General features: G+C 69.6%; 13 protein-coding genes. 4 read left to right on the top strand and 9 right to left on the bottom strand.

The window, feature by feature from the left end:
- Nucleotides 1-24: 24 nt before the first annotated feature.
- The 6 genes from ACH4TV_RS37575 to fxsA all read right to left on the bottom strand — a co-directional run bounded on the left by ACH4TV_RS37575 (nucleotide 25) and on the right by fxsA (nucleotide 8821).
- Nucleotides 25-570, bottom strand: a complete 546-nt coding sequence (locus ACH4TV_RS37575) for a hypothetical protein (RefSeq protein WP_398405784.1) — start codon at nucleotides 568-570, stop codon at nucleotides 25-27.
- A 43-nt stretch (nucleotides 571-613) separates the two neighbouring features.
- Entirely contained in the window at nucleotides 614-1744 is a 1131-nt protein-coding gene (locus tag ACH4TV_RS37570; RefSeq protein WP_398405782.1) for an aKG-HExxH-type peptide beta-hydroxylase, read from the bottom strand.
- A gap of 44 nt (nucleotides 1745-1788) precedes the next feature.
- The gene (locus tag ACH4TV_RS37565) at nucleotides 1789-2997 is read right to left on the bottom strand and encodes an FxsB family cyclophane-forming radical SAM/SPASM peptide maturase (protein WP_398405781.1); all 1209 of its coding nucleotides are present in this window, start codon (nucleotides 2995-2997) and stop codon (nucleotides 1789-1791) included.
- A gap of 94 nt (nucleotides 2998-3091) precedes the next feature.
- Entirely contained in the window at nucleotides 3092-7135 is a 4044-nt protein-coding gene (gene fxsT, locus ACH4TV_RS37560) for an FxSxx-COOH system tetratricopeptide repeat protein (RefSeq protein ID WP_398405780.1), read from the bottom strand.
- A gap of 27 nt (nucleotides 7136-7162) precedes the next feature.
- The gene (gene fsxC, locus ACH4TV_RS37555; RefSeq protein WP_398405779.1) at nucleotides 7163-8503 is read right to left on the bottom strand and encodes an FxsC protein; all 1341 of its coding nucleotides are present in this window, start codon (nucleotides 8501-8503) and stop codon (nucleotides 7163-7165) included.
- A 132-nt stretch (nucleotides 8504-8635) separates the two neighbouring features.
- Complete coding sequence (fxsA, locus tag ACH4TV_RS37550; RefSeq protein WP_398405778.1) at nucleotides 8636-8821, bottom strand: FxSxx-COOH cyclophane-containing RiPP peptide; 186 nt, start codon at nucleotides 8819-8821, stop codon at nucleotides 8636-8638.
- Between the two features lie 223 nt (nucleotides 8822-9044).
- On the opposite strand from fxsA, the gene ACH4TV_RS37545 reads away from it, so the two are divergent.
- A complete protein-coding gene (locus ACH4TV_RS37545; protein ID WP_398405777.1) occupies nucleotides 9045-10700 on the top strand; it encodes a DNA repair helicase XPB in 1656 nt (551 codons plus the stop codon).
- Nucleotides 10701-10721: 21 nt separating this feature from the next.
- Here the strand turns inward: ACH4TV_RS37545 and ACH4TV_RS37540 are convergent, their stop codons facing one another.
- Nucleotides 10722-10910, bottom strand: a complete 189-nt coding sequence (locus ACH4TV_RS37540; RefSeq protein WP_398405776.1) for a hypothetical protein — start codon at nucleotides 10908-10910, stop codon at nucleotides 10722-10724.
- Nucleotides 10911-11240: 330 nt separating this feature from the next.
- Here ACH4TV_RS37540 and ACH4TV_RS37535 point away from each other — a divergent pair, with 330 nt between their 5' ends.
- Nucleotides 11241-13307, top strand: a complete 2067-nt coding sequence (locus ACH4TV_RS37535) for a HelD family protein (protein ID WP_398405775.1) — start codon at nucleotides 11241-11243, stop codon at nucleotides 13305-13307.
- 916 nt (nucleotides 13308-14223) lie between these two features.
- On the opposite strand, the gene ACH4TV_RS37530 is transcribed toward ACH4TV_RS37535, so the two are convergent.
- Together ACH4TV_RS37530 and ACH4TV_RS37525 are read right to left on the bottom strand one after the other, a co-directional pair.
- The gene (locus ACH4TV_RS37530; protein WP_398405774.1) at nucleotides 14224-14424 is read right to left on the bottom strand and encodes a hypothetical protein; all 201 of its coding nucleotides are present in this window, start codon (nucleotides 14422-14424) and stop codon (nucleotides 14224-14226) included.
- Nucleotides 14425-14608: 184 nt separating this feature from the next.
- Nucleotides 14609-15052: a hypothetical protein gene (locus ACH4TV_RS37525; protein ID WP_398405773.1), complete on the bottom strand. Its 444-nt coding sequence runs from the start codon at nucleotides 15050-15052 to the stop codon at nucleotides 14609-14611.
- 159 nt (nucleotides 15053-15211) lie between these two features.
- Between ACH4TV_RS37525 and ACH4TV_RS37520 the strand changes: the two genes are divergently transcribed.
- Both ACH4TV_RS37520 and ACH4TV_RS37515 read left to right on the top strand, forming a co-directional pair.
- Nucleotides 15212-16366 carry a helix-turn-helix domain-containing protein gene (locus tag ACH4TV_RS37520; protein WP_398405772.1) on the top strand — a complete coding sequence of 385 codons (1155 nt, stop codon included), beginning with the start codon at nucleotides 15212-15214 and terminating at the stop codon, nucleotides 16364-16366.
- A 512-nt stretch (nucleotides 16367-16878) separates the two neighbouring features.
- Nucleotides 16879-17421 carry a winged helix-turn-helix domain-containing protein gene (locus ACH4TV_RS37515; RefSeq protein ID WP_398405771.1) on the top strand — a complete coding sequence of 181 codons (543 nt, stop codon included), beginning with the start codon at nucleotides 16879-16881 and terminating at the stop codon, nucleotides 17419-17421.
- Nucleotides 17422-17458 lie beyond the last annotated feature (37 nt).

Raw genomic sequence — 17458 nt, 5'->3', positions numbered from 1 at the left:
GGACGCTCTGCGGTCAGCAGACCGTCAGCAGGCCGTCACCCGAGCGTCCCCGGGCAGACCGAAGTGGGCTCGGGCGGCGGCTTCCAGGGAGGTGGGTGACACGGTGTCGTCGACCTCGGACTCGGTGAGGAAGCCGAAGTGGTCCTGCGTCCACTCCGCGTACCCCGCGCCGTCCGGTGGTTCCTCCCGGGACACGACGCGGTAGTCGCCGTCCGCCTCGCGCTCCAGCCGCACCACCTGCGGGTATCCGGAGCCGCCGCACTCCACCAGAGCGCCCCCGCTCACCCCGTACTCCATGCACAGGGTGTTGACGCCCGCCCGTACGACGCCGCCGGGGTCCTCGCGGAGCTCCAGCGCCCGCGCCCCGCAGAACCACCGCGCCCTGAGACCGGGCACGGTCTCCCCGTAACCGGTGCCCCGTGAATCGGCCACGAGCCGGGTCTCGATCACGGGCCGCACCTCGGCCCACAACCCCGCGTCGACCTCCTGGGCCGCCATGACCCACGACCCTGTGGCCACCAGTACCGCCACGGCTCCGAAGCCGGTTCCCCAGACGCGTACGGATGTCACCGAGAGCTCCTCCCCGCCCGCGCGCACCGCACGGGCCGCCCGTTCAGACCGTCGGAGTGCGTTCTTGGTTGCCGGAGACCTCTCGCGAATTGGCGAGGGCACGGCGCATCCCCTCGGCGAAGCGGCGGCCGGGTGGCAGGAGTTCGCCGCTGGCGAGGAGCGTGTCGACGGCGCTGCGTGTATGCCGGTACCAGGTGGTGTGCTCCTGCTCGGCCCGGGGGTCGGGCCGGGCGGCGGTCCGTTCGGTGTGCCAGAAGTCACAGACTCCCAGGTGGGCGTACGTCCCCTGGAGGAGTGCGTCGAGCGGGCGGGGGTCGGGGCGCCAGGGGGCGTGGTAGCGGGCCGTGGAGGGCGGGCCGTGGAGCGGGACCAGGTCGAGCAGGGCGCCGAGCTGGACGTGCAGGAACTCGTGGACCAGGGTGAGCGCGAGGAGCACCGGGTCGTCCGGCGGGGAAAGGGCGACCGCGCCGTGGGCCCGGCGGGCCGCCGAGCTCACCGACGTACCGCCGGGTGCGGGGTGCAGCGGCACCAGGGTGGACAGGCAGGCGGCGACGGCCCGGGCGTGCCAGGGGTGACGGCGGACCAGAACCCGCCAGGCGCCGTCCAGCGACCGCTGCCAGTGGCGAACCTCGTCCGGGGTCTGCGGGCCGGCCGGGGGGTGGCCGTGGACGGCGCGGAACGGCCCGCGGTCGTCCAGTCGAACACGCAGTACGGCGCCGTCACACTCGGTGGACAGCGCGTGCGGGCCGGACAGCGCGGCCGGTCCGCCCTGGACCAGTTCGCCGAACCAGGCGAGATCGGGGCGTCCGCCCTGGGCGCACTCGGCCAGCGCGCGGGCCAGGCCCTCGTCCAGGTAGGGGTAGAGCATCGTCCGCTGCCAGCGGTCCGGATCCTCACGGTGCATCTCCGACAGCCGCCGGTAGGGCTCCTCCAGGCCGGCGTCGGGGAGCAGCGCCCGGCGTGCGGCCACGGTCAGCAGCATGCGTTTGCTCAGCTGGCCCTGGCGCAGCACCACCACGGCCGCGGCGCCACCCCGGGCGCGAGCGACGGCGTCGAACAGGTCCGGGTCGAAGTCGTGGGGGGCGAGGGAGCCGGTGGCGGAGGAGGACCCCAGGGCGTCGGAGGGGGTGTCGGGGGGCGGACCGGAGGGCGGGAGGGGGGTCGGGGCGGACACTGCGGGATTACTCCTCGCGGTCGAGGCGGTGCGGGGCGCCGCCGTCATCTCGATACCGGGCCCACCGGCGCGACGAGGTCCGTGACGTCCCGGCGCAGGCGGCCGGCGATGTGGTCGACGAGAACGGCCAGGTCGGGGCAGTAGACCGACGGGGCGGCGAAGGGGTTCGGCGCGGCCCCGGGACGGTAGCGGTGGGCGTACAGGCCGCCGCCGCAGACCGTCGCTCGGGGGCAGGCCGCGCAGACCGGGGCGAGGCCGGCCCTGCCGCGCTGGCGGGCCCGGAACGCCTCGTGGCGGGCCGCGTCCGCGAAGGTGTGGCCGAAGACGTCCAGGCCGGTGGCCGGGGCGCCCGGGTAGGTGACCTTGAGGGAGTCGGCCTGTTCGATCGTGCCGTCGGTCTCCACGACCACCAAGTCCACCGGGGCGAGGCCGACCGACTCGCTGCGGGCGGTGCCGCCGAGCAGCAGGATCGCGATCTCCTCGAAGAGCCGGATGCCGGTCCGCCGGCTCGGGGCTCCGTACCAGTGGTCGAACACCGTGCAGAGCCAGCGCGCGTACGGCACCGGCTCCTCGGGGTCGGCTCCCGGCGCGGTCCGGGGCGGGAGGGTGCGGCCGGGCAGGCCGGGCGGCGGGGTGTGCCAGGTGGCATGCGGCAGGAGCAGGTCCAGGCGGGGCGGGGCGAACTCCAGCAGGGCCTCGTACGTCTCCACCGGGTCGGCCGTCAGGTCGATGGCGCACAGTACGCCCGCGTACAGGGGGCGGTACGGACCATCGGCGAGGAGGCGCAGCGCCCTTGCGACACCCGCGTGGCTGCCCCGGCCGTCCGGGCGGCGGCGGTGCCGGTCGTGGTTGGCCGGGGTGCCGTCGAGGCTGACGCCGATCCGTACGCCGTACCGGGCCAGGACGGGTAACAGCGCCGGGTCCTCGGCGAGCCGCAGGCCGTTGGTCTGGAGCGTGAGCCGCAGGGCCGCCACCCCGTCGAGGGCGTCGACGAGCACCCCCAGCAAGGCTTCCAGCCTCGCCGCGCCCACCAGCAGCGGCTCGCCGCCGTGCAGGATGACCTGGACCTCGGCCAGGGCGTGGGTGCGGGCGTGTTCGGCGATGAGGGCGGCGGCGCGGCGGACCGTCGCCAGGTCCATGGTCCGGGGACGGTCGCGCCAGCTCTGGTCGGCCGACTCGTACACGTAGCAGTAGTCGCACGCGAGGTTGCAACGGCTGTGGATCTTCAGCAGGAACTGCCGGAAGGGAACCATGGTCCGGCCTCGCTGGATCAGGGTATGCGGGTTGCAGGTGGCGGCAGCCTACAGCCTGTCAGTTACCGCCCGAGCGCCCTCCCATGACGCCGGCTCATGTCGTCGGCGGCTCGATGTCCGAGTCCAGGCGTATCCCCTCCGCGACCGCACGGGTCGTCGGATGGTCCGGACCCAGGGTGCGCCTGGCCCGTTCCAGGGCGTCGTTGTGCAGGTCGTCCGCCTCTGTCGTGCGGTTCAGGGCGCGCAGGGTCAGCGACAGATTGGAGGTGCAGCCGATGACGTCGTAGTGGTCAGGCCCGAGGACGGGCAGCAGTCCGTCCCGTACGGTGGTCTCCAGGGCGACCGCCTCCTCGGTCCGGCCGGCCGTCACCAGGTCGTTGGCGTGGTTGAGCATGCAGCTGTACGTGTACAGGTGCGACTCCCCGAGGACGGTGCGCAGCTGTTCCGTGGTGCGGCCCGAGAACGCGAGCGCCTCCTCCACGCGGCCCAGCAGCCGCAGGTACACCGACATGTTGCTGGCGCAGACCAGGGTGACCGGGTGTTCCTCCCCCAGGTAGTCCTTGTAGCGGCCGAGGGCCCGTTCGGCCAGCTCCAGCGCCTGGGTGATCTCGCCGAGCGCGGCGTAGTCGCTGGCCAGGTTGCAGGCGGCGGCGAGGGTGTCGTAGTGGTCGGCGCCATGGGCCAGGAGGAGGCGGTTGTAGATGTCCTGGTCGATGTCGTGGGCGTCCGCGTAGCGGCCGTCCCGGCGCAGGGCGACGGCCAGGTTCTTGCGGGCCCGGAGGGTGTCGCTGTGCCCGTCGCCGAGGATCTGCTGGTAGAGGCGGGTGATCATCTCCAGCAGGCGCAGGGCCTCCGCCAGTTCGCCGGTCTCGCGCAGGTCACGGGCGTAGTTGTTGGCCAGGTTCAGGGTGCGCGGCTTCAGGTTGCCCTGGTTCTGCCGCTGGCGTTCGTAGGCCGAGCGGTGCAGGTGCAGGGCAGCCCGGCGGTCGCCCGCCAGATACTCGGACATGCCGAGGTTGTTGAGGTACATCAGGGTCCGCTGGTGGTCCTCGCCGAACTCGCGGAGCGCCACCTCGCAGGTGTGCCGGTCCAGTTCACGGGCCTCCCGGTAGCGGCCGAGGGCCCGCAGGTCGGCGCCGACGTTGCCGGCCGCGGCGAGGGTGGCGGGGTACTCGGCTCCCTTGGCGGCGGTGAATCTCCGCAGGACGTCGGAGTCGAGTTCGTACGCCTCCGTGAGCCTGCCCTGCGAGCGCAGTACGTTGCCCAGCTGGGTCCGGAGCAGCAGGGTCTGTACGTCGTCGGGGCCGCCGCCCTGGAAGCCCGGCCGCCCCCAGCGTTCCAGGGTGCGTACGGCGAGGTCGTGGGCCGTGCCGTAGAGGCTGCGCCGCCACAGGTAGCGCACCGAGTCGGTGATCAGCCTGCGGACCTCGGGGTTGGGGTCGGCCGACGCGCGCGACGGCTCCAGGTGCGGCAGGAGTTCGTCGTACGCGTCCCAGTCGGCGGTGGCATCCGGGTTGCCGGGGTTGGCGTCCGCCAGTGCCGCGTGCACCACCCCGCGCAGCTCCTTCCAGCGCTGTGCGCCGACGCCGTCCCGGATGACCGCCTGGACCAGCCGGTGCACGGTCAGGGTCTCGCTGCCCTGGTCGCTGCGGGCCAGTCCGAACCTGCTGAGGGCGCGCAGCAGCATGGCGACGGCCATGTCGTCGCGGGATTCGTCGTCCAGGGTGAGGGCGCGGGTGACGGCACGGCTGTAGAGCAGCCGCATGGGAATCGGGTCGGGGCCGAAGAAGGAGCAGATCTCCAGCATCTCGACGGCGGCCTGGTTGCGCCCGCGCAGTTCGTCCACCGCCATCTTCCAGGTCCGGGCGGCGGAGGTGGGGTACTCCTTGGGCGGCAGCGAGGTGTCGTCGAGGATGTCCGTGGGCCGGTCGCGCAGCCGGGCGAGGTACGTCTCGACGGGCATGCTGCTCTGGCTGAGCCAGACCGCCGCCTGGCCCACCGCGAGCGGCAGGTCGCCGAGTTCGTGGGCGACCTGTTCGGCGTCCTCCAGGGCGAGCCGCGGGCTGAACCTGTTCAGCAGTTCCACGCTCTCCGCACGGGTGAACACCTCCACCTCGGCCCGGCCCACGATGTTGACCCAGGCCCGGTCACGGGAGGTGACGAGCACATGCCCGCCGGGCGGCCCCTCGGGCAGCAGGCCTTCCAGCTCGGTGGGGCTGCCCGCGTTGTCGTACACCAGGAGCCAGCGGTTGTACGGTCGTCCCTGCCCGAGCGCGCGCAGCACGGCCTCGGCGGTGCCGCGCACGTCCTCGACCTCCTCCAGGTCGAGGTACGGGGCGAGGTCGGCGAGGGCGGAGCGGATGTAGCCGGGCTGGGCGGCGTCGATCCACCAGACCACGTCGTAGGCGGACTTGTAGCGGTGGGCGTACTCCAGCGCGGTCTGGGTCTTGCCCATGCCGCCGAGCCCGTACAGCACCTGGCTGGGTACGGCGGTCGTGGGTCCGGCGGTGAAGTGGTCGCGCAGCCGCTCCAGGAGCGGTCCGCGTCCGGTGAAGGTGAGGTTGCGGGAGGGCAGGCGCTGGGCCATCGGGTCCGAGCCGGGGAAACCGGGCAGGGTGGTGCCCACGGCAGGGGCCGAGCCGTCCGGGAGACGGCGGCCCGGGGGCAGTCCGAGCACGGCGACGAGCTGGTCGAAGGCCTCGGCCGGGCCGTGGCGGCTGAGGTCGGCGGCCGTGCTGTCGAGGTAGGGCTCGGAGGCGGCCGGGTCGAGGTCCTGGAGGCGGACGGCGATCAGGCCGGGGGCGCCGGCGGTCTCGTGCCCGGCCAGCTGGAAGCGGATCGCGGCGGCCCGGGGCTGGGCCGCGTACTCGGGGGACAGCAGGGCCAGCAGCCGGCCCTGGCCGCTGAGGGTGCCGGCCACCTCAGGCAGCACACCGCCGGCCGGGGCGACCGTGCTGTGCAGCGAGACCTGGTAGCCGACCGACTCCAGGGCCTCCACCGCCCACTCGGCCCACATCCGGCCCAGCGGTGCGTAGCTGACGTAGATCTGGGTGGGCAGGGTGCGGGAGACGCGCAGATAGGCGGTACGCAGTTCGGCACGCCGGTCGGCGGGCAGCGGGGCGAGCCGGCGCACCTGCCCCTCCGAGATCCATTCGGTGAGCCGCTCGAAGGCGGTGAGCAGCGAGCGTTCCTGCCGCGGCCGGTCGGCGACCGTGGCGGGTATCTCCTCGTAGGCGTAGAACGCCTTGTACGGGATCTCGATCTCGCCCCAGTAGCGGGCGTGCTCCTCCTCCCCCAGCCAGGACAGGAAGGGCGCGAACTCGGTCCGGCTGAAGTCCCGGCCGGCCTCCAGCCGTTCGGTCTCGGCCTCCTCGACCCGCATGGGGACCGGCAGCACCCTGATGGGGCGGGGCGCGGAGCGCTGTACGGCGGCTGCCGCGTCCACCCCGCCCCGGATGCTCTGGACGCTCATGGTGAAGCAGTCGACGAGGATGTCGGGCAGGAGGATGGTGCAGATGCCGGAGGTGTCGCTCACGCCGGTCCGGCTGTCGATCAGCACATAGTCGTAGGAGGAGATCATCTCCTCGCGCAGGGCCTGGAGAAAGTGCCCGCCGCCGCGCTGGTCGTAGAAGGTGTGCCAGTTGAAGCTGGTGACCGCGGCGGAGTAGGCGGCCGACTGGCGTCCTGCGGGCACGAAGTCGAGCCGGCCGCCGGACGGCAGTTCCAGCAGCAGCCCGATGGTGTACGGCGCGAGGTCCGTCGCGGCCCGCAGCCAGTCGTCGGTCTCGGCGGTGGTGGTAGCCGTGGTGGAGGCGGAGGCGGCCGGGCGTGACTGCTGCGGGCCGCCACCGGCGGGCGTCGCGCGTACCGCAGGCTCCTGGGGACTCAGGACCGTACGTACGTACGACTGCACCATGTTGATCAGACCGTTGGAGGAGCGCAGCTCGGGATCGACCAGCAGCGGGTGCAGATAGCGGTGCAGGCCGGGGGCCTCCAGGTCCCAGTCGACCAGCAGGACCCGGTGCCCGGCGCTGGCAAGGATCCAGCCGACGTTGGCCAGCGCCATGGTGCGACCGGTGCCGCCCTTGTACGAGTAGAACGTGACGATCTTGCCCGGTCCGGTAGGCCTGGTGGTCATCGTCCTAGTGGTCATCGTCGTGTGTCCTTAGTAGCGAGGCGCGGGCGGTCCGCCGGGCTCCCCGGGCTCGTGGGGGTCATGGGGGTCGTGGGCGCTGTGTCCGCCGAAGTCCCGGGGCGGCTCCTGCGGAGCCGAGGGCGGCGGGCCCGGGATGGTGAGACCGTTCAGCGGCGGCGGGGGCGGGCCCACCGGAAGCCGGTAGGGGGTGGTGCTCTCCATCTCCATCAGCCGGTTCTGCGCCACCGTCAGCATCACGGCGAGGCGGTCGTCGAACTCCTCCGCGTCCACGCGCACCCGGAACAGCTGGTCGTGCGGGTCGTTGCGCCGGCGCCAGTTGCGCCACAGCACCTGGCTCAGGTCCTGCCAGATCGCCTCGCCGACGGACTCCTCGTCGGCGTCGTGGCAGGGCACCAGGACGCCGGTGGCCGGGCGGTACTGACCGTCGTACTCGGCGAGCACGTCCCGGTAGGCCTCGGAACGCACCGCCCACGGGTCGACCAGCAGGATGCTCGTCTGGTTGTTCACCATCGTCTCGTCGAGGCGACCGCTCAGACCGGCGTCGACGACCTCGATGTTGCTGGTGTACCCCTCCTCCACGATCACCTTCTGCGCCCGGTGGGCGACCGTGGGGTACTTGGGCGGGTGGTACGGCGTCCACTCCCGCGGTAAGCGGCCGTAGTACTCCGTCCTCTGCCGCCCTTCCGGCAGCGGGTCGGCGACCCCGGCGGCCAGGAAGAGCTGAACATGCCCGGTGCCCGGTTCGGCGGGCCGCTGCTGCTCGGCCACCGGGAACAGGCCACGTACGTCGCCGAGGTCCAGGCCTGGCGTGAGAGGCAGCCGGAAGCGGTCCGCGGCCATCCGCACCCGGGCGGCGACCTTCTCGACGACCATGCGGTACACCGGGCCCGTCGGGTCGGTGCGCAGGATGTGCATCAGACCGTGGGTGGCATAGTCCTGGCCCATGCCCGCCTCGTTGTACTGGTAGCGGGCTATCCCCTCCGGCAGCTCACCCTCCATGGGGACCCACAGCACCGGAACCAGGGCCGGCACCTCGATCTCGGTCTCCTGGCGGTACTTGTCCAGCCGCTCCCGGAACGCCGTCCACTCCTTGCCGCAGTACTCACTGCTCAGATAGGAGGGGGAGTACAGCGCGACGAACGCACGGCAGTGCCCGACGGCCCCGCCGAGCACCCGCGCCCAGTCCGCGCCGAGGCCGAGCCGCTCGACGTCCCGGAACGGCGGCTGTGCGGACGGATCGGCGCCGATGCGGCGCAGCTCCAGTGCGAGATCGTCGTAGAACCGCTTCACGAACTCGTCGCGATCGTCCTTCCGCGCATAGCTGAGGAAGAAGTACGGCTCCTGAACCAAAGCGCCCCCCGATACCTCCCGGGCCGACCTGACGGCATGCCGCATGTCCGCCGGTGCACGTCCGGGTCATGGTCATACCCAGAGCGGTACCGGCTCAAGCTGCCCAACCCGATCTCGAACGCCGGCCGGATGTCAGATCGACGATTCGAACGCGGCGTACGGCACCCCGACCGGATTGACCGCCTCGTCGACCACGCGTCGCAGCATCGCACCCAGCACGTTGTCGGGCAGCTTTTCGAGCAGGTCATCCAGCGCGTCCATGCTCAGGTCCGTGACATCGAGCAGACATGAGTCGATCCGGGCGGCGCTGGAGTCCATCGGCATCCTTCACACGTACACGCATACACATGCGCCGTCGAGTCCGAGGCACACGAAACCTCACGCAGCGTATAGGGACTGGGACGCCTGATCCAGAACAACAAGCCACTCCGTACACCCCGGTACGCCCTTCCCGTCGGGCTCGGGCCCCGGGATCACCGGCGCGATGGGGCACACTGGACGTTTGGCCACACGAACAGGCCATGCTGAAAGGGTGCCGCGCGTGAATGGTCCACTCATCGTCCAGTCCGACAAAACCCTGCTCCTCGAAGTCGACCACGAGCAGGCCGGCGAGTGCCGTCGGGCCATCGCGCCGTTCGCCGAGCTGGAGCGGGCGCCCGAGCACATCCACACCTACCGGGTGACCCCGCTGGGGCTCTGGAACGCGCGGGCGGCGGGCCACGACGCCGAGCAGGTCGTCGACGCGCTCGTGCAGTACAGCCGCTATCCCGTGCCGCACGCGCTGCTCGTCGACATCGCCGAGACGATGGACCGCTACGGACGCCTCACCCTCTCCAAGCACCCGGCGCACGGACTGGTCCTCACGACCACCGACCGTCCGATCCTCGAAGAGATCCTGCGCTCCAAGCGGATCATTCCGCTCATCGGCGCGCGTCTCGACCCGGACACCGTGGCCGTGCACCCCTCCGAGCGCGGCCAGATCAAGCAGGTGCTGCTGAAGCTGGGCTGGCCGGCCGAGGACCTCGCCGGGTACGTCGACGGCGAGGCGCATCCGATCGAGCTGGCCGAGGACGGGTGGGCGCTGCGCCCGTACCAGAAGCAGGCCGTGGAGAACTTCTGGCACGGCGGGAGCGGAGTCGTCGTCCTTCCCTGTGGTGCGGGGAAGACGCTGGTCGGGGCCGGTGCGATGGCCGAGGCGAAGGCGACGACGCTGATCCTCGTCACGAACACGGTCTCCGCGCGGCAGTGGAAGAGCGAGCTGATCAAGCGGACGTCGCTGACCGAGGAGGAGATCGGCGAGTACAGCGGGACGCGCAAGGAGATCCGGCCGGTCACCATCGCCACCTACCAGGTGCTGACGACCAGGCGGAAGGGCGTCTATCCGCACCTGGAGCTGTTCGACTCCCGCGACTGGGGGCTCATCCTCTACGACGAGGTGCACCTGCTGCCCGCACCGGTCTTCAAGTTCACGGCGGACCTGCAGGCCCGCCGGCGCCTGGGCCTCACCGCGACCCTCGTACGGGAGGACGGGCGCGAGTCGGACGTCTTCTCGCTCATCGGGCCGAAGCGGTTCGACGCGCCCTGGAAGGAGATCGAGGCGCAGGGGTACATCGCGCCCGCGGACTGTGTGGAGGTCAGGGTCAACCTGACGGACTCGGAGCGGCTCGCCTACGCCACCGCCGAGACCGAGGAGAAGTACCGCTTCTGCGCGACCACCGCGACCAAGCGCAAGGTGACCGAGGCGATCGTGCGGCGCTTCGCGGGGCAGCAGATCCTCGTCATCGGCCAGTACATCGACCAGCTCGACGAACTGGGCGAGCACTTGAACGCGCCCGTCATCAAGGGCGAGACCCCGAACTCGCAGCGCGAGAAGCTCTTCGACGCGTTCCGGCAGGGCGAGATCAGCGTGCTGGTCGTGTCCAAGGTCGCGAACTTCTCGATCGACCTGCCGGAGGCGACGGTCGCCATCCAGGTCTCGGGCACGTTCGGGTCACGGCAGGAGGAGGCCCAGCGGCTGGGGCGGGTGCTGCGGCCCAAGGCCGACGGGCACAAGGCCCACTTCTACTCGGTGGTCGCCCGGGACACCATCGACCAGGACTTCGCCGCGCACCGCCAGCGGTTCCTGGCGGAACAGGGATACGCGTACCGGATCGTGGACGCGGACGAGTTGCTGGCTTCCGACGTCGACGAGCTCTGACCGGGGCGCCGCATCGGTCGCTCACCTGCGGCGCACGCCCGCCTCTTCCCCGTACTCGCCGAGGAGTACGACGCTCAGGGCGGCGCCCGCGAACACCTTGACGGCGCGCAGGGCGTCGCCGACGGGGTGCCGGTGGCCGCCCCGCGCGGGGGTGGCGCCGGGGCGGCTGACGGAGGTCACGGACGCTGGGGTGAAGGTCGCTGTACTCATGTGTCCATGGTGGATCGCGGGGCCCGCGTTTCCATCGCCCTGCGGGCCGAGCCTCCGTCGTCCCCCTGTACGACTCCGGGCGGACGTGTCCCCCATAGGAAGGGGGAGTACGCCCCCTAGGGGACTGCGGATGACGTACACCACGGCGTGCGGCATGAGGTGCGGCACGAGGTACGGCATGGGGTGCGCCGAAATTGATTGGCCTCCGCCCCCTCCCCTCCCCTAAAATCTCCGCTCTTGCCCGCCTCCCTCTCACGGAGTGCCGCTGCCCGGACGGAAACCGGTCGGCTCTCGACGTCACATGCCAGCAGGCCACCCGGAGGCACCCCCTTGTCCAGCGCCGTTTCCGAAGCCGTATCCGACGATCCCCTCGGCCGCGAACGCTCCCACCTCACCGCCTCCCGAGCGGCTCTCCGTGCCATGCGTGAGGACGCGGAGGCCCTCGACATCAAGGACGTCACCGCGAACTGGGTCAACGCGGCGGTCCTCTCCCACCAGATCGAGGAGCGGATCAAGGCCCTCGCCGATCTCAGTCACACGCCACTGTTCTTCGGCCGCCTCGACTATCTGCACGCCCCCGGCGCCGAGCAGGCCGAGGGCGCGGAGGGCGAGCAGTTCTACATCGGGCGCCGGCACGTCCACGACGCCGACGGTGACCCCATGGTCATCGACTGGCGCGCCCCGGTGTCCCAGCCGTTCTACCGGGCGTCCAAGAACGCCCCGATGAATGTCGGGCTGCGCCGCCGGTTCGGTTACACCGGCGGAGACCTCACCGCCTACGAGGACGAGCACCTCTCCGACCCCACGGAGTCGGCGGCCACCAGCAAGCTGCTCCAGCAGGAGATCGAGCGCCCGCGCGTGGGCCCGATGCGCGACATCGTGGCGACCATCCAGCCCGAGCAGGACGAGATCGTACGCAGCGGGCTGGGCGGCTCGGTGTGCGTGCAGGGAGGTCCGGGGACCGGAAAGACGGCCGTCGGTCTGCACCGGGTCGCGTACCTGCTCTACGCCCACCGCGAGCGACTGGCCCGCACCGGCACCCTGGTCATCGGTCCGAACCGCTCCTTCCTCCACTACATCGAGCAAGTGCTGCCCGCACTGGGGGAGTTGGAGGTCAAGCAGGCCACCGTCGACGACCTGGTCGCCCATGTGGAGGTACGCGGCACGGACGACGCCCCGGCGGCGATCGTCAAGGGCGACGCGAGGATGGCAGAGGTTCTCAGGAAGGCCGTCTACTCCCATGTGACGATGCCCACCGAGCCCGTGATGGTCGTACGGGGGTCACGGCGCTGGCGCGTTCCGGCGTACGAACTCGAAGGCCTCGTCCGGGAGTTGCTGGACCGGGGCATCCGTTACGGCGCCGCCCGCGAGGCGCTGCCGCAGCGCGTCGCGCACATGGTCCTCGTCCAGATGGAGCGGTCGGGCGAGGCCCCCGACGACCGCGTCCAGGACTCCGTCGCCCGCAACGCGGCGGTGAAGGCGGCCGTGAAGACCGTCTGGCCGCCCGTCGATCCCGCGAAACTCGTCCTGCGCCTGCTCACCGACGCCGACTTCCTCGCCGTGCACGCGGCCGGAATCCTCGACGAGGACGAGCAGAAGGAGATCCTCTGGGCGAAGCCGGTACGGTCGGTCAAGGCGGCCAAGTGGTCAGCTGCGGACGCCGTGTTGATCGACGAGACGACCGACCTGGTCCAGCGCACGCACTCCCTCGGCCATGTCGTCCTCGACGAGGCGCAGGACCTCTCGCCGATGCAGTACCGGGCGGTGGGCCGGCGCTGCACGACCGGTTCGGCGACGGTTCTCGGCGACCTCGCGCAGGGCACCACCCCTTGGGCGACCCGGAGTTGGGAGGAGGCGTTGGCCCACCTGGGCAAGTCGGACGCCGTGGTCGAGGAACTGACGGCCGGTTTCCGCGTCCCGACGGACGTCATCACGTACGCCTCACGGCTGCTGCCGTACATCGCGCCCGGTCTGACCCCGGTGGCGTCGGTCCGCGAGAACCCGGGGTTCTTCGACGTACGGGCGACCGGCGGGACGGATTCCCCGGACGCTCAAGTGGTGGGCGCCTGTGAGGAGTTGCTGCGCAATGAGGGCTCGACGGGCCTGATCGCGGCGGACGCCAGAATCCCGGTGCTGGCCCAGGCGCTGACGGCGGCGGGCATCGGCTACCTCTCCCCGGGTGAGGAGACGACGTACGAGACCCGGCTGACCCTGGTCCCGGCGTCGCTGGCGAAGGGCCTGGAGTACGACTACGTGGTCCTGGACGAACCCCAGGCCGTGGTCGACGCCGAACCCGACGAACGCACCGGCCTGCGGCGCCTGTACGTGGCGTTGACGCGAGCGGTGTCGGGGCTGATCGTGACGCACGCGGCTGCATTGCCACGCGAACTGGCCTGACGGCTTCTCTTTCCCACCCACCCACCCGTTGCCAGTCCGTCAGCCGGGCGCCCTCGAACCTCTCGACGCCGCCCGGCATTTCAGGTCCGAGCCGCTCAGCCTGCTTTCCCGCCCACCCGCCCCAGCCGCTTCTTCAGCCCAGCCCTGGCCCGGTCCAGCGTGTCCGGTGCCTGAGAGGCTGGGTCAGTGCCGCCCAGGCCGTGTTTCCCACCCGCCCACCCGTCTCGCCTCGATTGCCGGACGACCTCGGAACTTCTCACCGCCGGCCCGCGCCTTCAGCCCATCCGGCGTTCGAGGACGAGCGCATTCAGCGCGAAAGGGGGGCTGGGGGCAGGCGCCTTCCCAGTAGCGGATCTCTTCCGTGTGCAGTTCGATCCCGACCCGTTGGCCTCACGGATGATCTGCTCGGTTTCGTGGTGTCTGGTCATCACGGGTCTCCCCCTGCCGCCGGTTCGGGCACCCGAAGTGGGGCAGCCACGAACCCTCGCGCGGGGCCTGGTGAGTGTGGACAGCCACGGCGTCCGCCTCGTACGACCACCCCTCGGGACTGTCGGCAGCGGCACGTACGGCTTCGGGGTCTGCGATGGTTCCCGGAAGGCAGCCACGGAGACTGACTAGCATGCTCGGTACGTCCCGTCCCGTGAGCGTGCCCTGTTCCCACGCGCGCCCGTCCCGGGTGATCTCCCAACACACGCGGTACCAAGTCGCCCTGGTGTCAGGGGAGTTCATGCGCTCCCTCCCTTCACCAGGACTGGAGTCATCCGGTGACAGCAGCACGTGCAGACCAGGTAGCGCAGTCCCGGCACACCGCTCTCGCGGGGTTCCGCGTCACGGCACCGGTCGTGTGTGCCGATGGTGCAGCGGCCGGACACGTACGGGGGTTCTGGCGTCCAACTCGACTGCTCCAAAGGGGATTTCATCGCTCACCCGCCCCCTTGTCGGTGTTGGTCATGGGGTGGAGCCGGATCACGCCCCACGTGCGGCCCCAGGGGTCGCGGTGGTCCCCGTCGTGCCCGTGGGGGAGGACACAGGCGCCCAACTCGCTGAGGATTGGGGCACCGTAGAAGAGCGACGCGCGCGCCTTCCCGCACCGGTCTGTGTTCATCGGTGTCGTCATCGAGACTCCCCGTGTGCACGGCGGTAGGTCGCCCACAATTCACGCCCGGTCTCGCAGCCATCCAGAGCCCGGCCCGCACCTTTGCAGCCGTCGGCGCACCTGCGGGTGTGCTCGTGCCACAGCCGGTAGGCACGCAGCATGGCGTCCTCGGCGAGCCTCACGGACGCTCTGACCCTCGCGCCGGTCATCGGGACCTCACGCCGTCCAGAACGGCGTGAATGTTGCGGGTGTCCACGTCGAGCCCGAAATCTGCGGCCAGTACAGAGGCGGTACGCCTTCCGAATTGGGCCACGCGTTCCCATCCCGTCCAGTACGGCCGGACACTCACCGTGCGCGGACTCAGGGGCTCCTTGGGTGCCATGTCGGCGAGAGCGGGCAGGTAGGGCCGCGACAGGCGCGACGCGGAACCGTCCAGTGCTCCCCGGTCTGTGCTGTACGGCGACCGGCGCTGAACTGGCACCCGCGCCACCAGGTGCACATGATCCTCTATGTCCTTACAGGTCACGGCGGTTCGAATTGCCGTCGACACCTTCCGGCGCGTGCCGGTCGGCGGGAACAGGCGGGTGAGCCCCCAAATAGCCAGGGGCACCACAAGCCAGTGCAACGCAGCCGCGCTACGCTCGGCCATGTTCATCAACTCCCGTTCAGTTGGTGGACCACGCCCCCGGCCGGTCGCACGGCGCGGGGGTCTCTCCATCAGTTGACCAGCATCGATGCTCAGCAAGGCCGCACGGGAGTTGACCAGCGTTGACTACGATGAGAGTCAACAGTCAACGGGAGCGGTTCCATGATCGACTTCGGCACTGAAGTGAGGGCGGCACTCAAGGCGCAAGGCAAAAGCCTGAGAGGTGCAGCCAGAGAGTTGCACTATGACGTTGCGTACCTGAGCCGAGTCATCAACGGGAAGCAGGCTCCTTCTTCTGAAGTCATCCAGGCCGTTAACGAATACCTCGGTCTGTCGCTCAAGGCAGAAGACGCCAGCGGTCCCCAGGATGACGAAATGGACGCTTGGGAGCTTGCCCGGCGAGTACAGGCCAGCGATGTCGGTAACGCCACCCTCGAACGCCTTGAACACACCTTTGACCGTTTGGCCATGGCTTACCCAAGGGCGACACCAGAGGACTTGTTGCGTCAAGTCCGTAAGCATTCTGGTTACGTTGTAAAACTTTTAGACGGTCGGAAAACTCTCGCCGAACACCGACGCTTGTTGGTTCTCGGGGGTTGGCTCTCCCTGCTCGCGGCAACAGTCCATATCGACTTGATGCAGAACGATGCAGCTACGGCCAGACTAGAGGCAGCTGCGACCTTGGCGAGGGAAGCCAGACATCCGGACATTGAGGCCTGGTGTTATGAAACCGAGGCTTGGCGTGTACTCACCGATGGTGATTACGTCCAGGCAGTAGACCTTTCCAGAGCGGCTCAGGAAGTAGCTCCGTCAGATAGTTCAGCATTGATCCAGGCGTCGGCTCAAGAGGGCCGTGCACACGCACGGTTGGGCAACGCAACTGAGACCTATGCGGCTATTGAGCGGGTACAGGAGTTGTCGGCATCGCTAGGCACTCCTGATACGCCAGATCATCACTACCGATACGACCCCAGCAAGTCGCTCTCCTATGCGGCGACAACCCTTGCTTGGCTAGGAGATCCAGCCGCAGAGCCCTATGCGCGGGAAGTCATCAGACGACTGAGCCCAAGCAACGATCTCACTAAGTGGCCCAGGCGAGTAGCGTCCGCCAACATCGATCTAGCCCTAGTTCTGTTGAAGGAAAACCGGCTTGACGAAGCATGCGACTCGGCGCAGAAAGCCATACTGTCGGGACGCGTAGTTCCCTCGAACCATTGGCGTGCGCTGGAAGTCGTAAAGGCGGTTGAGGTCCGACAACTCCCCGAGAGCGTTGATCTGAGAGAGGCGTACCAAGGTCTAAAAGCCATTGAACAATAGGCGTACCGACCGCAGAGCAGGAGCCGGCGAATCCTCCAACCTCCAGGGGAGAGTCTCCCGAGTGGGAAGCATGGCCATACGGTGAGCCCGGCTCAAAAACTCCGCACTCATTCCGCCTGCAAACTTTCGGTACGACATACGATGAACGCAATGGATCACACGTCGACAGCCTGAAAGCGTACGAGATCGTCAGCTACGACGAGGTAGACGGCAACGTTGATCGATGCGGCATCGAGCACGAGGTGGCAATATGTCGAGCGGGAACGATTGCAAGCGCGACCTACTAGAGAGATTGAAAGGATTCGGGAAAGAGATCGCGTGGGATGTTTGGAATATGCCTAGACGCGAGGGCTTCAATGAAGCAGCCGATATCCGCTTGAACCTTATATCGAATAACATCGAGGGATTGTCGATAAAGATAAAGTCCTCTTGGGCGTCAGAGTCAATACTGAGGTTGAACTCGTAGGGCTGGGTTGGCCGACAGGTCTTGATCGTCGCGGTATGCCGGATGTATGAGGTATGCGCGAGGTGGTGGGCTGACGCCGAAGCAGCAGGCGGCCCGTGAGCGGGTGCGGTTAGAGGCGGCGGAGTGGTTCGAGCGGGGAGAGAAGACCACGGACATCGCCGAGGCGTTTGACGTCGGGGTGAGTCGGGTGGAGAAGTGGCGGCGGGCTTGGCGTGAGGGCGGGGTGGAAGCCCTGCGGTCGAAGGGGCCGATGTGCGTGGAGCTGTTGAGTCCTGCGCAGTGGGAGCGTCTGGTGCGGGAGTTGGAGCGGGGGGCCCTGGCGCACGGCTGGGACGAGGAGCAGGGCTGGACGCTGGTGCGGATCCGTGCGCTGATCATCCGGTTGTTCGGAGTGGGGTACACGGTGCAGGGGATGTGGAAGCTGATGCGGCGGCACGGCTGGTCTGCGCAGGTGCCGGCGAGGCGGGCGCTGGAGCGGGACGACGCGAGTGTCGAGCGGTGGTGGAGTGAGGTGTGGGAGACGGTAGAGCCACCGCGGCGGCCCGGGACGCCTACATCTGCTTCGAGGACGGGGCGGGGCAGGGGCTGAGGCCGCCGAGGGGACACACGTGGGCGCCGCGCGGGCG

The organism is Streptomyces sp. NPDC020898 (genome assembly GCF_044333925.1).
Classification (GTDB): domain Bacteria; phylum Actinomycetota; class Actinomycetes; order Streptomycetales; family Streptomycetaceae; genus Streptomyces.
This window is presented reverse-complemented; position numbering and strand designations above follow the sequence as displayed.

Excerpts from the sequence above, each read along its gene's own strand:
- ACH4TV_RS37565 (WP_398405781.1), bottom strand. The coding sequence starts at position 2,997 with ATGGTTCCCTTCCGGCAGTTCCTGCTGAAGATCCACAGCCGTTGCAAC.
- fxsT (WP_398405780.1), bottom strand. The coding sequence starts at position 7,135 with ATGACCACCAGGCCTACCGGACCGGGCAAGATCGTCACGTTCTACTCG.
- fxsA (WP_398405778.1), bottom strand. The coding sequence starts at position 8,821 with ATGGACTCCAGCGCCGCCCGGATCGACTCATGTCTGCTCGATGTCACG.
- ACH4TV_RS37540 (WP_398405776.1), bottom strand. The coding sequence starts at position 10,910 with ATGAGTACAGCGACCTTCACCCCAGCGTCCGTGACCTCCGTCAGCCGC.
- ACH4TV_RS37530 (WP_398405774.1), bottom strand. The coding sequence starts at position 14,424 with ATGACGACACCGATGAACACAGACCGGTGCGGGAAGGCGCGCGCGTCG.
- ACH4TV_RS37525 (WP_398405773.1), bottom strand. The coding sequence starts at position 15,052 with ATGGCCGAGCGTAGCGCGGCTGCGTTGCACTGGCTTGTGGTGCCCCTG.
- ACH4TV_RS37520 (WP_398405772.1), top strand. The coding sequence starts at position 15,212 with ATGATCGACTTCGGCACTGAAGTGAGGGCGGCACTCAAGGCGCAAGGC.
- ACH4TV_RS37515 (WP_398405771.1), top strand. The coding sequence starts at position 16,879 with ATGAGGTATGCGCGAGGTGGTGGGCTGACGCCGAAGCAGCAGGCGGCC.